The following is a 14061-nucleotide window of genomic DNA, read 5'->3' as shown; positions in this document are numbered from 1 at the left end:
TCCATGGGACGTTATGTGATCCGGCGGCTGCTCCAGATGATCCCGGTGTTCATCGGCAGCACGTTCCTGATCTTCTTCATGGTGTACGCCCTCGGCGACCCGGTCGCGGCCCTCTTCGGCGACAAGGCGCCCGACCCCGCCACCGCCGCGCGCATCCGCAAGGACCTCTACCTCGACCGCCCCCTGTGGGAGCAGTACCTCCACTACATGGGCCAGATCTTCCAGGGCGACTTCGGAACAGCCTTCAACGGCCAGCCGGTCACCGAGTTGATGGCCTCGGCGTTCCCCGTCACCCTGCGCCTGACCATCGTCGCGATCGTCATCGAGATCGTCGTCGGCATCACCCTCGGCGTGATCAGCGGCCTGCGCCGCGGCAAGTCCGTGGACACCACCGTGCTGGTCCTCACTCTCGTCGTCATCTCCGTGCCGACGTTCGTGACGGGCTATCTGCTCCAGTACCTCTTCGGCGTCCAATGGGGCTGGGTCCGGCCCACCGTCTCCCCGGACGCGCCCTTCAACCAGCTGATCCTGCCCGGCATCGTGCTCGCGCTGGTCTCCCTCGCCTACGTCACCCGGCTCTCGCGCACCTCCATCGCCGAGAACGTCAAGGCCGACTACGTGCGCACCGCCGTCGCCAAGGGCCTGCCGCGCCGCCGCGTCGTCACCCGCCACCTGCTGCGCAACTCGCTCATCCCCGTCGTCACCTTCATCGGCACCGACATCGGCGCCCTGATGGGCGGCGCCATCGTCACCGAGCGGATCTTCAACATCCACGGCGTCGGATACCAGCTCTACCAGGGCATCCTGCGCAACAACTCCCCGACGGTCGTCGGCTTCGTGACCATCCTCGTCATCGTCTTCCTGGTGGCGAACCTGCTCGTCGACCTGCTCTACGCGGTCCTGGACCCGAGGATTCGTTATGCCTGAGCGCAACGAGCCCGTCTTCGACCCGCTGCAGCCCGGAGAGGGGGAGGCCGTCGCACCCACCGGCCTGGGCGGGCCCATAGACCTCGCGCTCGAGGAGGCCGAGAGCCTCGAGAAGAAACTCGGTGACGCGCCCACGGGCCCGGGCGAGAAGGCCCGCTCCCTGTGGTCCGACGCCTGGCACCAGCTGCGCCGCAACCCCGTCTTCGTCATCTCCTCGCTGATGATCCTGTTCCTCGTGATCATCGCGATCTGGCCGCAGCTCATCGCCGGCGGTGACCCGCTGCAGTGCGACCTGTCCAAGTCCCAGCAGGGCTCCGCCCCCGGCCACCCCTTCGGCTACGACACCCAGGGCTGCGACGTCTACACCCGTACCGTCTACGGGGCCCGCGCCTCCATCACCGTCGGCGTCTGCGCCACCCTCGGCGCCGCCCTGCTCGGCTCGGTGCTCGGCGGGCTCGCCGGGTTCTTCGGAGGCTGGGGCGACGCGCTCCTCTCCCGGGTCGCGGACATCTTCTTCGGCATCCCCGTCGTCCTCGGCGGCCTGGTCTTCCTGTCCGTGGTCACCAGCACCACCGTCTGGCCGGTCGTCGGCTTCATCGTCCTGCTCGGCTGGCCGCAGATCGCCCGCATCGGCCGCGGCTCCGTCATCACCGCCAAGCAGAACGACTACGTCCAGGCCGCCCGGGCCCTCGGCGCCGGCAACGGCCGGATGCTGCTGCGCCACGTCGCGCCCAACGCCGTCGCGCCCGTCATCGTCGTCGCCACCATCGCGCTCGGCACGTACATCGCCCTGGAGGCCACGCTGTCCTTCCTCGGCGTCGGCCTGCGCCCGCCCACCGTCTCCTGGGGCATCGACATCTCCAACGCGGCCTCGCAGATCCGCAACGCCCCGCACATGCTGCTCTGGCCGGCGGGCGCGCTGAGCCTGACCGTGCTCGCGTTCATCATGCTCGGCGACGCGGTGCGCGACGCCCTCGACCCCAAGCTGCGCTGAGGAGTGGGCACATGCTGCTCGAAGTCCGCGACCTCCATGTGGAGTTCCGTACGCGGGACGGAGTCGCCAAGGCCGTCAACGGCGTCAACTACTCGGTGGAGGAGGGCGAGACGCTCGCCGTGCTCGGCGAGTCCGGCTCGGGCAAGTCGGTGACCGCGCAGGCCGTGATGGGCATCCTGGACGTTCCGCCGGGCCGGATCGCGGGCGGCGAGATCCTCTTCAAGGGCAGGGACCTGCTGAAGATGAAGGAGGAGGAGCGGCGCAGGATCCGCGGCGCCGACATGGCGATGATCTTCCAGGACGCCCTGTCCTCCCTGAACCCGGTGCTCAGCGTGGGAGCCCAGCTGGGCGAGATGTACGAGGTCCACCGCGGGATGTCCCGCAAGGCCGCCAAGGCCAAGGCCGTCGAGCTGATGGACCGGGTGAAGATCCCGGCGGCGAAGGACCGGGTGGGGGACTACCCGCACCAGTTCTCGGGCGGCATGCGCCAGCGCATCATGATCGCGATGGCGCTGGCCCTGGAACCCTCCCTGATCATCGCGGACGAGCCGACGACGGCACTGGACGTCACCGTCCAGGCCCAGGTGATGGACCTGCTGGCCGAGCTCCAGCGCGAGCTCAACATGGGGCTCATCCTCATCACCCACGACCTCGGCGTGGTCGCGGACGTCGCCGACAAGATCGCCGTCATGTACGCGGGCCGGATCGTCGAGGCGGCCCCCGTCCACGAGATCTACAAGGCACCCGCTCATCCGTACACCCGCGGTCTGCTCGACTCGATCCCGCGCCTGGACCAGAAGGGCCAGGAGCTCTACGCGATCAAAGGCCTGCCGCCGAACCTGCTGGCCATCCCGCCCGGCTGCGCCTTCAACCCGCGCTGCCCGATGGCGCAGGCGGTCTGCCGCACCGACGTCCCGCCGCTCGCGCAGGTGGGCCCGGACCGCGAGAGCGCGTGCTTCTTCTGGAAGGAGTGCCTCGGTGGCTGAGACCATCCTGGAGGTCAGGGACCTGGTCAAGCACTACCCGCTGACCCGGGGCATCCTGTTCAAGAAGCAGGTCGGCGCCGTCAAGGCGGTCGACGGGGTCTCCTTCGGCCTCGCCCGGGGCGAGACCCTCGGCATCGTCGGGGAGTCCGGCTGTGGCAAGTCCACCGTCGCCAAGATGCTGGTCCACCTGGAACGTCCCACGGCCGGCGCGATCTCGTACAAGGGCGAGGACATCACCAAGCTGTCCGGCAAGGCCCTCAGGGCCGTCCGCCGCAACATCCAGATGGTGTTCCAGGACCCGTACACCTCGCTGAACCCCCGCATGACGGTCGGCGACATCATCGGGGAGCCGTACGACATCCACCCCGAGGTGGCTCCGAAGGGCGACCGGCGCCGCAAGGTCCAGGAGCTCCTGGACGTGGTCGGCCTCAACCCCGAGTACATCAACCGCTACCCGCACCAGTTCTCCGGCGGCCAGCGCCAGCGCATCGGCATCGCCCGCGGGCTCGCGCTGCAGCCGGAGGTCATCGTGGCGGACGAACCGGTCTCCGCGCTCGACGTCTCGGTCCAGGCCCAGGTGATCAACCTGCTGGAACGCCTCCAGGCCGAGTTCGGCCTGTCGTACGTCTTCATCGCGCACGACCTCTCGATCGTGCGGCACATCTCCGACCGGGTCGGCGTGATGTACCTGGGCCGGGTGGTGGAGATCGGCACCGACACCCAGATCTACGACCATCCCACCCACCCCTACACCCAGGCCCTGCTCTCGGCCGTACCCGTCCCGGACCCGCAGGCCCGCGCTCACCGCGAGCGGATCATCCTGACCGGCGACGTGCCCTCCCCGGCCAACCCGCCCTCGGGCTGCCCGTTCCGCACCCGCTGCTGGAAGGCGCAGCAGCGATGCACGGACGAGGTCCCGCTGCTGGCCGTCCCGGAGGCCTTCCCCTCCGGCCCGGCGGCCCACCCCTCGGCCTGCCACTTCGCGGCGGAGAAGCAGGTCGTCCCGCCCCCCGGCGAGCTCCCCCCGCCTCCCGCCCCGGCGGCCCCGCCGGCGGAGGAGTGACCGGCGCAATCCCGAGGGGCGAAATCCGGCCACCCCGCGCGGATTCGCTCCGTCAGAGCCGATTTCCCGCCAACGCGGTTTACATGCAGGCAACTTGACCGTTTCTGTCCCGAGATCTGGGGCGTGCAGCCTGGGTCCCGTGCGGCCGTGCGGGTGCCGACAGCCGGCCGGGGAGGCGTACAGGCTCCCCGGCCGGCCTCCCCCGTGACCCTGTGCATGCGCGGCGTGCGCCCCTCGTGCTGCCGGAATTCGATCGATGCGCTGGTACGGATAGTTATGATCCGTAGCGCACGGTGGGTATGACTCCGCCGAGCACTGAGTACGAGTACGCGTACCGATGTCCGCTCGACGTGGAGGTGAAACGCCGTGGCACTCTCGATCTCGGCCGTGGTGCTGCTGGCGATCGTCGTCTTCCTGCTGGTCCGCCGGTCGGGCCTGAAGGCGGGACACGCCGTTGTCTGTGTGCTCCTCGGGTTCTATCTGGCGAGTTCGACCATCGCGCCGACCCTCAGTCAGCTGACCACGAACGTGGCCAGCATGATCAGTGGACTCAAGTTGTAGGCCGGTCCTCGTAGTCTTGGCCCCATGAACGGTCTTCCCGCCCGTCGGCTTCTCCTGGTGCACGCGCACCCGGACGACGAGTCGATCAACAACGGCGTCACCATGGCCAAGTACGCGGCCGAGGGTGCCCACGTCGCGCTCGTGACCTGCACCCTCGGCGAGGAGGGCGAGGTCATCCCGCCCGGGCTCGCCCACCTGGCGCCCGACCGCGACGACACCCTGGGCGCCCACCGCATCGGCGAGCTGGCCGCCGCCATGGCGGAACTCGGGGTCACCGACCACCGGTTCCTCGGCGGCCCCGGCCGCTTCCGGGACTCCGGGATGATGGGCGCCGAGCAGAACCGCCGGCCCGGCTCCTTCTGGTCCACCGACGTGGACGAGGCCGCCGGCCACCTGGTCGAGGTCATCCGCGAGGTCCGTCCGCAGGTGCTCATCACCTACGACCCCGACGGCGGTTACGGGCACCCCGACCACATCCAGGCCCACCGGGTCGCCATGCGCGGCGCGGAGCTGGCCGCGGAGGCCACGTACCGCCGGGACCTCGGCGACCCGTGGGAGATCGGGAAGATCTACTGGAACCGGGTCCCGCGCTCCGTGGTCGAGGAGGGCTTCGCCCGGCTGGAGGCGGCCGGGGCCAAGCTGCCCTTCCCGGGGCTGGCTTCGCCGGACGACGTGCCCGGTGTCGTCGCCGACGAGAAGATCACCGCCGAGATCGGGGCCGACGAGGCGCTCGTGGCGGCCAAGGCCGCCGCGATGCGCGCCCACGCCACCCAGATCGCCGTGGAGGGGCCCTTCTTCGCCCTCTCCAACGACCTCGCGCAGCCGCTGTTCGGCCGCGAGTACTACGAACTGGTCGCGGGCCGGCCGGGCGCCCCGGCGGGCGAGCGCGAGCACGACCTGTTCGCGGGGGTGCAGGCATGACCGGGACCCTGACGCCCGCGCGGATCGCCGTGCTGCTCGGCCTGTTGGTGGCGGGTGTGCTGACCGGCATCGCCGGCTGGCTCGTCGTGGACCTGTGGTTCCCCGGCGGGCTGCTGCTGGCACTGCTGGCGCTCTTCGGGCTGTTCCTCGGCGGCCGGATCGCCGTCGGGACCGGACTCGGGGTGGGCGCCGGCGTGGTCGGCTGGTTCCTCGCGTACGTGCTGCTCGGCGTCCCGCGCCCCGAGGGGGACTTCCTGCTCGGTTCGTCCGGAATCGGTATGTACGCCTACCTTTTGGGCGGGACGGTGCTGGCTGTGATGTGTGCCACGCTGCGCGGCCCTTTCGAGGGGCCGGTTTCGGCCGCGCAGTCCGGCAAGTGACGTGCCGTTGAACTCCGTCGAGGTGCGCGTTCACGGGGGTTGGGCCGGGCCTCCCGGGCCGCTCGGAAGGGCCCTGGAGGGGGCGAAGGGGAACCCCTGATTCCCCTAGGACAGTTGCGCGAGGGCGACGGCCAGTATGGTGGTCGGGCCGCCGAGCTGCCCGCGCACGGCACGCGGGCGGCGGAGCCAACCGGGAGAACCTGCCTTGAGTCGTGAAACCGACAGTTCGTCCTCCGGGCCCCAGGGGCGCGGTGGAGCCGCCTACCCCTCGGGTACACCGCCGTACGGAACCGGCCAGCACCCGTCCTTGCCCGTGCCGTCCGGGCCCGGCGCGGCGACTGCCTCGGAGGAGAACCCTGTGACCTCGAACCCGTCCACGCCCGACACCGACGGGCCGAAGACCGAGACCACCCTGACGACCCGGATCCGGATCAACATCCCGGGTTCGCGGCCGATCCCGCCGGTGGTCGTACGCAAGCCCGTGGCGGCTGCCGCCGCCGAGCCGGAGGCCGAGGCCGCCGCCGAGCCGGCCGCGGCGGAGCCCGCACCGGCCCCCGAGCCGGAGGAGGCGACCAGCAACTGGTTCGCCCCCCGCAAGCCGGCCGCCGCGGCGCCCGCGCCCGCTCCGGCCCCCGCGCTGCCGACCCGTACCCCGGCCGCGGCGGGCCCTGCGCCCGCGCTGCCCACCCGTACCCCGGCGCCGCCCGCCGGGGGAGCCCCGGGCGCTCCGGTGTCCGGCTTCGCCCCGGGAGCCCCCGGTGGCCCCGGCCCCGGGGGCCCGCGTACGGCCGCCCCGGCCGGCCCCGGCTTCGACACGCCCGCCCAGGGCTTCGCCCGGCCGCCCGCCCCGGCCGGCCCCGGCTACGGAACCGGCGGCCCCGGCGGTCCCGGCCCCGACGCGCCCCTCGCGGCCCGGCGGCCCGGCGGCCCCGGCGTCGGCACGCCCACGGGCCTCCCTGGCTACGGCGGCGGTGACGGCGGCCCCGTCACCGAGCCGTTCCCCGCGTACGGCGGCCCGGCGGGCCCCGGCGCCCCGGCGGGCCCCACCGGCGGCCCCGCGCTCGGCACCGGCCCGGTCGGCGCCACCCACGGCGGCGGGGCTCCCCGCTGGCCCGGACCGGAGCTGGACGATCCGTTCCCGCCGGTCCCGACCCCGGTCCCCGCTCCGGCGCCGGCCGCCCCCGCGCGCCCGAAGCCGGCCAGCGCGACGCCGACCAAGATCAAGAAGGGCCGCTCCAAGCTGGTCCTCCTCGGCAGCGGCCTCATCGCCCTGCTCGGCGTGGCCTACGGCGCCGGGCTGCTCCTCAACCACTCCGACGTCCCCAAGGGCACCACCGTCCTCGGCGTCGACATCAGCGGCAGCCGCGACGAGGCCGTCGGCAAGCTCCAGACGGCCTTCGGCAACCGCGCCGCGACCCCGCTCACGCTCACCGTCGGCGGCAAGCAGGTCGAGCTCAAGCCCGAGAAGGCCGGCCTGAGCCTGGACGCCCAGACCACCGTCCGCAACGCGGCGGGCAGCGACTACAACCCCCTCACGGTCATCGGCTCGCTCCTTGGCAACGAGCGCATCGCGGACCCCGTGATGCCGATCGACGAGGAGAAGCTACAGGTCGCGCTCCAGGAGCTGGCCGGGACCGCCGGCACCGCCACCGAGGGCACCATCAAGTTCGACACGGGCAAGGCCGTCGCCGTCCCCGGCAAGCCCGGTTCCACCCTGGACGCGGACGCCTCCGCGGACCTGGTCAAGAAGGCCTTCCGCGACATGGTCGCGACCGGCAAATCGGCCCCGGTCGAACTCCCCGTCGCCACCAAGAACCCCGTCATCGACCAGGCCGAACTCGACCGGGTCATGAAGGAGTTCGCGGAGCCCGCGATGTCCGCCCCCGCCACGGTCAAGGCCGGGACCAAGTCCATCCCCTTCGGGGCCAAGTCCCTGCCCAAGATCCTGAGCATGCAGGTCGTGGACGGGCACCTGGTCGAGAAGTACGACCTGGAAGCGCTCAAGGCGACGTACGGGAACACCTTCGACGGCGTCCTGATCACGCGCGGTACCGGCGAGAAGACCGCTGTCACCCCGCAGGACGTCGCCGGCGCCCTCGGCACGGCCCTGCGCGGCAAGACCACCGCCGAGCGGACCGCCACCATCAACACCAACCCCAACTAGGGACCAGGCCGCACAGAGCCCCCGTCCGACCCCGGGCGGGGGCTCCGCCGTGTCCGCCGCGGGCCCGGACGCAGGGGCCGTCATGCCGACCGCATGACATCCGTCATCCGCCGGTCACGACGCCAGACACTGCCGCGCGCACCCCCGTACGGGGGAATCTTCGGTCATGACGACGACGACCCCGGCGCACACCACCGCCGCACAGGACACCGGACCCGGCGCCGGCCCCGTGGTGGCCTTCCACGACGTGACCAAGAACTACGGCGCGGTCCGCGCGGTCGACGGCCTCTCCCTCGAACTCCACCCCGGCGAGACCGTCGCACTGCTCGGCCCCAACGGCGCCGGCAAGTCCTCCACCCTCGACCTGCTGCTGGGCCTGCGCCCCGCCGACTCCGGCAGCGTCCGGCTCTTCGGCACCACCCCGCGCGAGGCCGTCGCGGCGGGCCGGGTCGGCGCGATGCTGCAGAGCGGCGGCCTGATGGAGGACGTGACCGTACGGGAGATCGTCGCCCTCGGCTGCGCCCTGCACCCCCGCCGGCACCCGGTCGAGGAGGTGCTCGGCCGCGCCGGGATCACCGAGATCGCCGACCGCATGGTCAACAAGCTCTCCGGCGGCCAGGAGCAGCGCGTCCGCTTCGCCCTCGCCACCGCGGGACACAGCGACCTGATCGTCCTCGACGAGCCGACCACCGGCATGGACGTCACCTCCCGCCAGGCCTTCTGGGCCACGATGCGCGAGCAGGCCGCCCAGGGCCGCACCGTCCTCTTCGCCACCCACTACCTGGAAGAGGCCGACGCGATCGCCGACCGGGTCCTGGTCCTCAACAAGGGCCGGCTGCTCGCCGACGGCACGGCCGCCGAGATCAAGGCCAGGGCCGGCGCCCGCCGGATCGCCTTCGACCTGGCCGCGGACGCCCCGGTGGACGAGGCGGCGCTGCGCGCCCTCCCGTACCTGACCTCGTACGAACGCCATGGTGAAACGATTCGGCTCCAGTCGCGCGACGCCGACGCCACCGTCCACGCCGTGTACGCCCTGGGGCTCTACCCCCGGAACCTGGAAGTCGCCGGGCTGGGCCTGGAGCAGGCCTTCATCGCCCTCACCGAGGCCGAGGAGGCCAAGTAATGCCGACCACCGGAACGCTCCGGCTCATCAAGCTGGAGATCAGCCGAGCCCTGCGCAACAAGAAGTACCTGTTCTTCACCGTCCTCTACCCGGCCGCGCTGTTCCTGATGCTCGGCGGCACCCTGGACGGCACGACGAAGGTCATGGGCACCGAACTGACCATGCCCGCCTTCTACATGGTCGCCATGGCCTCCTTCGGAGCCCTGACGGCCGTCCTGATGGGCAACAGCGAGCGCATCGCCAAGGAGCGCGAGAAGGGCTGGGTCCGCCAGCTCCGGCTGACCGCCCTGCCCGGCCGCGGCTACGTCCTGGGCAAGACCGCCAGCGCCGGCGTGCTCTCGCTGCCCGCCATCCTCGTCGTGTTCGCGGTCGCCGCGGGCGTGAAGGGCGTCCGGTTCGACGCCTGGCAGTGGCTCGCCCTCACCGTATCCATCTGGGCCGGCAGCCTGGTCTTCGCCGCCCTCGGCGTGGCGATCGGCTACCTCGCGAGCGGCGACACCGTCCGCCCGATCACGATGCTGTTCTACTTCGGCCTCTCGATCCTCGGCGGCCTGTGGATGCCGACGGCCAATTTCCCGCACTGGCTGCAGGACGTCTGCGAGTGGCTGCCGACCCGCGCGTACGCGGGCCTCGGCCAGGCCATCGAGCTCGGGGGCGCACCGCACCTGAAGGACGTGGCGATCCTGGCGGCGTACTTCGTACTCTTCACCGGTGCCGCCGCCTGGCTGTACCGCAAGGACTCGCTGAAGGCATGACGGGTGTGACGAGCGTGATGGGTGCGACGGAGCCGGTGACCGGGACCGGCGTGACGGGGACGAAGAGCGGGCCCTCGATCGGGCTCCGCCCCGGGAACCGCCGGGAGAAGATCGTGAAGTCGCTGTGGATCAGCGTCTGGCTGTTCTACCTCAGCGCCCCCGTCACCGACCTGGTCAGCGGCGGACACAGCCCCGGGGCCCGGCTGCTCGGCGGCCTGGGCCTCGCGGCCTTCGTCGCCTGGTACCTGGTCCTGGTCTTCCGTACGGCCCGGCAGACCGAGGTACGGCGCGTACTGCTCTCGGTGGCGGTCCTCTCCGCGCAGGCCACGATCCTGTCGCTGGCCCTGGGCCGCGAATGGCTCGTCCTCTTCGTGTACGTGGCGATCGCCTCCGGCGCCGCCCTGCCGGGGGAGATCTCCCGCTTCACGGTGCCCGGCGCCACCGCCCTGCTCGCGCTGACGGCCTTCGCGGTGCCGGGCGGCGACGCATACCTGGCCGGACTGCTGATCCCGGCCCTCATGGGCGGGTTCGCGATGGTCGGCATCCGGGCGATGATCCGCACGACGATGGAACTGCGCGAGGCGCGGGCCACGGTGGCGCAGCTCGCGGCGAACGAGGAACGCCTGAGGATGGCCCGGGACCTGCACGACCTCCTCGGCCACTCGCTGTCCCTGATCACGCTCAAGAGCGAGCTGGCGGGGCGGATGCTGCCCGCGCACCCCGAGCGGGCGGCCCAGCAGGTCGCCGACATCGAGCAGGTCAGCCGGCAGGCGCTGGTCGACGTACGGGAGGCCGTGAGCGGGTACCGCAGGCCGACCCTGCCGGGCGAACTGGCCGGCGCGCGGACCGCACTGGCCGCGGCGGGCGTACGGGCGGACCTCCCGGCGGAGCCGGGGGAGGACCTCCCCGAGGAGGTGGAGTCGGCCCTGGCCTGGTCGCTCCGGGAAGCCGTCACCAACGTGGTCCGGCACAGCGGGGCGCAGCGGTGCACGGTCCGGCTGGAAACCCTCCAGACCCTGGCCGGACCGGTGGTGGAGCTGTCGGTCGCGGACGACGGCGCGGGCGGCCCCTCGGTCGCGGGCAACGGCCTGACGGGCCTGACGGAACGCCTCGAGGCGGTGGGCGGCACGCTGTCGGCCGGCCAGACCGGAAAGAAGGGCTTCCGCCTGCTGGCACGCATCCCCCTAGGATCGGGATCATGAGCGAACGCCCCATCCGGATCCTCTTGGCGGAGGACCAGTCCATGGTCCGGGAGGCCCTCGCGGCCCTTCTCGGACTGGAGCCGGACATCGAGGTGCTGGCCCAAGTCGCCCGCGGCGACGAGGTGGTGACGGCGGCCCGGGCGCACGACGTGAACGTCGCGCTGCTCGACATCGAGATGCCGGGCATGACGGGCATCGAGGCGGCGGCGGCCCTGCGGACCGAGGTCCCGGACCTCAAGATCGTCGTCCTGACCACCTTCGGCCGCCCCGGCTACCTGCGCGGCGCGATGGAGGCGGGGGCCTCGGCGTTCCTGGTCAAGGACGCCCCGGCCGCGCAGCTGGCGGAGGCGGTGCGCAAGGTCCTGGCGGGCGAGCGCGTCATCGACCCCACCCTGGCGGCGGCGGCCCTGGCGGAGGGCGCGAACCCGCTGACCGACCGGGAACGGGAGGTCCTGCGCGCCGCCGAGGGCGGGGCGACGAACGCCGAGATGGCGGCCAGGCTGCACCTGTCCCAGGGAACCGTCCGCAACTACCTCTCCACGGCGATCCAGAAGCTGGCCTCCCGCAACCGCACGGAAGCGGTCCGCACGGCCCGCGAGAAGGGCTGGCTGTAGGGGTGTCCGGCGGACCGGACCCGGCCCCGCCGGGAGCCGGGCCGGGTCAGTTCAGCAGCGCCCTCGCGGAGAGGGCCTCGCTCCGGATCCGCGCCGCGGCCGGCGGGTCGATCGCGTCGACCACATGCGCGTAGGACTCCATCTCGGCGGCGCCGGAGGCGAAGTCCCCCCGCTCCACCAGAAGCTTGGCCCGCTCGTACCGCAACGACGCCGGATGCGACGGCAGCAGCAGCGACAGGTCCAGCGCCCACAGCGCCACCCCCGACTGCTCGGGCCGGGCCGAGGCCCACGCCCTGATGTTGTTCAGGATCCGCAGGACGATGTCCAGCGTCCGGGCCGGCGTCCGCGGCTCCGCGGCCAGCTCCGCCGGACCGGCGCCCAGCGAGGCGCCCCCGGCGAACGGGTCCACCACCAGCCCCTCCTCCGGGTCCCCGAACCCCACCACGAAGTGCCCCGGCAGCCCCAGCCCGTACACCGGCGCACCCGCCCGCCGCGCGACCTCCAGCCAGACGACGGACAGGAGGATCGGCAGGCCCCGGCGCCGCCGCAGCACCTCGTGCAGCAGCGAGGACGACAGCCGGTCGTAGTCCGCGGGGGTGCCGTGGAAGCCCATCCGGCCGCCCAGCAGCTCGGTGACCGCAGAGGCCCACGCCTTCCCGCCGCGCAGTCCGTACGGCAGCATCCCCGCCAGCCGGTCCAGCTCGATCTGCGCCCAGTCCATGGCCCGTTCGTCCAGCTCCGGGTCCGCCTCCGCGGCGAGCAGCAGGCACAAGAGCGCCAGGTCGGGCCGCTCCGAGCGGGCCTCCTCCGCGAACCGCTCCCGGGATTCCGCGCTCATCGCGCCGCCCGGAAGTGGTGGTACGCGTGGTGCGTCGCGAAGCCCAGGCCGTCGTACAGCGCCCGCGCCCCCGCGTTGTCCGCCTCCACCTGCAGCCACGCCGCCGACGCGCCCTCCTCCAGCGCCTGCCGGGCCAGTACCGCCATCACCGCCGTGCCCAGGCCCGTGCGCCGGTGCTCCGGGTCGACCTCGACCGCCGCGAAGCCGGCCCACCGGCCGTCCACCACCAGCCGTCCGATCGCCCGTCCGGGCAGCGTCGCGAACCACACCGACGGCCCCGCGACGAGCACCCGCCGGGCCACCTCAGGGTCCTTGACCCGCCCGTACCGCCCGAGCCACTCTTCGTCCGGGGCACGGCTCAGCCGTACCTCCGAGGCGGTGGCGGCGGTGTCCACGTCCGCGATCGGCGCCAGCGCCGCGATCCTGACCTCCGCCGACACCTCGTTCACCCAGCCCCGGCGCTCCAGCTCCGCGCCCAGCAGCTCCTGGGTGCCCACCGCCCCCGTCGCCGTCTGCACGTACGCCGGAAGCTCACGTTCCGCGTACCAGGACGTCACTCGCGCGAGTGCTTCGTCCAGCGGGACCCCCGGGTCGCCGAGCGGCAGCACCGAGTTGGCCCGCCGGGTGAACCCGCCGGCCGCCCGTAGCGTCCACTCGCCCAGCGGCTCGCTCTCCAGCGGCTGCCAGGCCCGCGCCCCGACGCGCGCCAGCTCCTCGAAAGAGGCCGCGGGACCCCGCCGCCGGGCCGGGGCCGGCGGCACGATCTTGCCCGCCACCAGCGCCGATTCCGCGATGTGGACGGACTCGCCGCTCTTTCGTGTGATCGTCAGCACACCCTGGTTCCAGGATGTGAGAACCCCTACCGTGTCGGTGAACGACGGTGACCCTCTCGAGCCACTCTCCACCCGTCGTACAGAGACACGTTTACCCACGTCAGCCGGGGTAATACGGATCTCCAGCAGTCCACCGGCAGTGATTTCCACAGCTCTGTCCGCCCCTCCTGTTCGGATCGTGCCCGGGAACGGAGATACTAGGCGTGGGCATCGACGACGCCGCGCTCCCGCGCGATATGGAAAGCCCTACCGAGGAGGAACGAGAGCGTGACCTACGTCATCGCGGAGCCTTGTGTCGACGTCAAGGACAAGGCATGCATCGAAGAGTGCCCCGTCGACTGCATCTACGAGGGCCAGCGGTCCTTGTACATCCACCCGGACGAATGCGTCGACTGTGGTGCGTGTGAGCCGGTCTGCCCGGTCGAGGCCATCTTCTACGAGGACGACACTCCGGAAGAGTGGAAGGACTACTACAAGGCGAACGTCGAGTTCTTCGACGAGCTCGGTTCGCCCGGTGGTGCCTCCAAGCTGGGCCTGATCGAGCGCGATCACCCCTTCATCGCCGCACTGCCGCCCATGGGCGAAGGCCACTGACGGCCACTGCCCCACACGGCAGAACGCGTGCTCCGGTCCCGTACGGCCCCCGTGCCGCGCGGGACCGAGTCGTTTGCCCGTACGTCCGGTACGTCCAGCACGTCCA

General features: G+C 72.1%; 15 protein-coding genes. 13 read left to right on the top strand and 2 right to left on the bottom strand.

Features of this window, described 5'->3' with window-relative positions:
• Nucleotides 1-3: 3 nt before the first annotated feature.
• The 12 genes from AB5J51_RS15490 to AB5J51_RS15435 all read left to right on the top strand — a co-directional run bounded on the left by AB5J51_RS15490 (nucleotide 4) and on the right by AB5J51_RS15435 (nucleotide 11690).
• Nucleotides 4-927: an ABC transporter permease gene (locus AB5J51_RS15490; RefSeq protein WP_053784538.1), complete on the top strand. Its 924-nt coding sequence runs from the start codon at nucleotides 4-6 to the stop codon at nucleotides 925-927.
• A complete protein-coding gene (locus AB5J51_RS15485; protein ID WP_053784539.1) occupies nucleotides 920-1921 on the top strand; it encodes an ABC transporter permease in 1002 nt (333 codons plus the stop codon). The genes AB5J51_RS15490 and AB5J51_RS15485 overlap by 8 nt, the downstream gene beginning before the upstream one ends.
• An 11-nt stretch (nucleotides 1922-1932) precedes the next feature.
• Complete coding sequence (locus tag AB5J51_RS15480) at nucleotides 1933-2907, top strand: ABC transporter ATP-binding protein (protein WP_133896974.1); 975 nt, start codon at nucleotides 1933-1935, stop codon at nucleotides 2905-2907.
• Nucleotides 2900-3970: an ABC transporter ATP-binding protein gene (locus AB5J51_RS15475; protein ID WP_136225303.1), complete on the top strand. Its 1071-nt coding sequence runs from the start codon at nucleotides 2900-2902 to the stop codon at nucleotides 3968-3970. Before AB5J51_RS15480 ends, AB5J51_RS15475 begins: the two co-directional genes overlap by 8 nt.
• Nucleotides 3971-4336: 366 nt before the next feature.
• A complete protein-coding gene (locus AB5J51_RS15470; protein ID WP_030291103.1) occupies nucleotides 4337-4531 on the top strand; it encodes a hypothetical protein in 195 nt (64 codons plus the stop codon).
• A gap of 24 nt (nucleotides 4532-4555) precedes the next feature.
• Nucleotides 4556-5452 carry an N-acetyl-1-D-myo-inositol-2-amino-2-deoxy-alpha-D-glucopyranoside deacetylase gene (gene mshB / locus AB5J51_RS15465; protein WP_133896973.1) on the top strand — a complete coding sequence of 299 codons (897 nt, stop codon included), beginning with the start codon at nucleotides 4556-4558 and terminating at the stop codon, nucleotides 5450-5452.
• A complete protein-coding gene (locus AB5J51_RS15460; RefSeq protein ID WP_053784543.1) occupies nucleotides 5449-5832 on the top strand; it encodes a DUF6113 family protein in 384 nt (127 codons plus the stop codon). Before mshB ends, AB5J51_RS15460 begins: the two co-directional genes overlap by 4 nt.
• A 358-nt stretch (nucleotides 5833-6190) precedes the next feature.
• Nucleotides 6191-7996 carry a peptidoglycan binding domain-containing protein gene (locus tag AB5J51_RS15455; RefSeq protein WP_369777901.1) on the top strand — a complete coding sequence of 602 codons (1806 nt, stop codon included), beginning with the start codon at nucleotides 6191-6193 and terminating at the stop codon, nucleotides 7994-7996.
• 166 nt (nucleotides 7997-8162) lie between these two features.
• Nucleotides 8163-9119 (top strand): ABC transporter ATP-binding protein, encoded by a 957-nt coding sequence (locus tag AB5J51_RS15450; RefSeq protein ID WP_078987077.1) that lies wholly within the window; start codon nucleotides 8163-8165, stop codon nucleotides 9117-9119.
• Entirely contained in the window at nucleotides 9119-9874 is a 756-nt protein-coding gene (locus AB5J51_RS15445; RefSeq protein ID WP_053784544.1) for an ABC transporter permease, read from the top strand. Before AB5J51_RS15450 ends, AB5J51_RS15445 begins: the two co-directional genes overlap by 1 nt.
• 17 nt (nucleotides 9875-9891) lie before the next feature.
• Nucleotides 9892-11076 carry a sensor histidine kinase gene (locus AB5J51_RS15440; RefSeq protein WP_369780259.1) on the top strand — a complete coding sequence of 395 codons (1185 nt, stop codon included), beginning with the start codon at nucleotides 9892-9894 and terminating at the stop codon, nucleotides 11074-11076.
• Nucleotides 11073-11690, top strand: a complete 618-nt coding sequence (locus tag AB5J51_RS15435; protein WP_133896970.1) for a response regulator transcription factor — start codon at nucleotides 11073-11075, stop codon at nucleotides 11688-11690. Before AB5J51_RS15440 ends, AB5J51_RS15435 begins: the two co-directional genes overlap by 4 nt.
• A 46-nt stretch (nucleotides 11691-11736) precedes the next feature.
• On the opposite strand, the gene AB5J51_RS15430 is transcribed toward AB5J51_RS15435, so the two are convergent.
• Nucleotides 11737-12528: a transglutaminase-like domain-containing protein gene (locus AB5J51_RS15430; protein ID WP_369777900.1), complete on the bottom strand. Its 792-nt coding sequence runs from the start codon at nucleotides 12526-12528 to the stop codon at nucleotides 11737-11739.
• Nucleotides 12525-13511 carry a GNAT family N-acetyltransferase gene (locus tag AB5J51_RS15425; RefSeq protein WP_133896969.1) on the bottom strand — a complete coding sequence of 329 codons (987 nt, stop codon included), beginning with the start codon at nucleotides 13509-13511 and terminating at the stop codon, nucleotides 12525-12527. The genes AB5J51_RS15430 and AB5J51_RS15425 overlap by 4 nt, the downstream gene beginning before the upstream one ends.
• A gap of 117 nt (nucleotides 13512-13628) precedes the next feature.
• On the opposite strand from AB5J51_RS15425, the gene fdxA reads away from it, so the two are divergent.
• Complete coding sequence (fdxA, locus tag AB5J51_RS15420) at nucleotides 13629-13955, top strand: ferredoxin (RefSeq protein ID WP_030291119.1); 327 nt, start codon at nucleotides 13629-13631, stop codon at nucleotides 13953-13955.
• Nucleotides 13956-14061 lie beyond the last annotated feature (106 nt).

Origin of the sequence: Streptomyces sp. R33 (assembly GCF_041200175.1) — a bacterium.
In the GTDB taxonomy this organism is placed as follows: domain Bacteria; phylum Actinomycetota; class Actinomycetes; order Streptomycetales; family Streptomycetaceae; genus Streptomyces; species Streptomyces katrae_B.
Note: the sequence above shows the minus strand (reverse complement) of the source record. Positions and strands in the feature narration are given on the sequence as shown.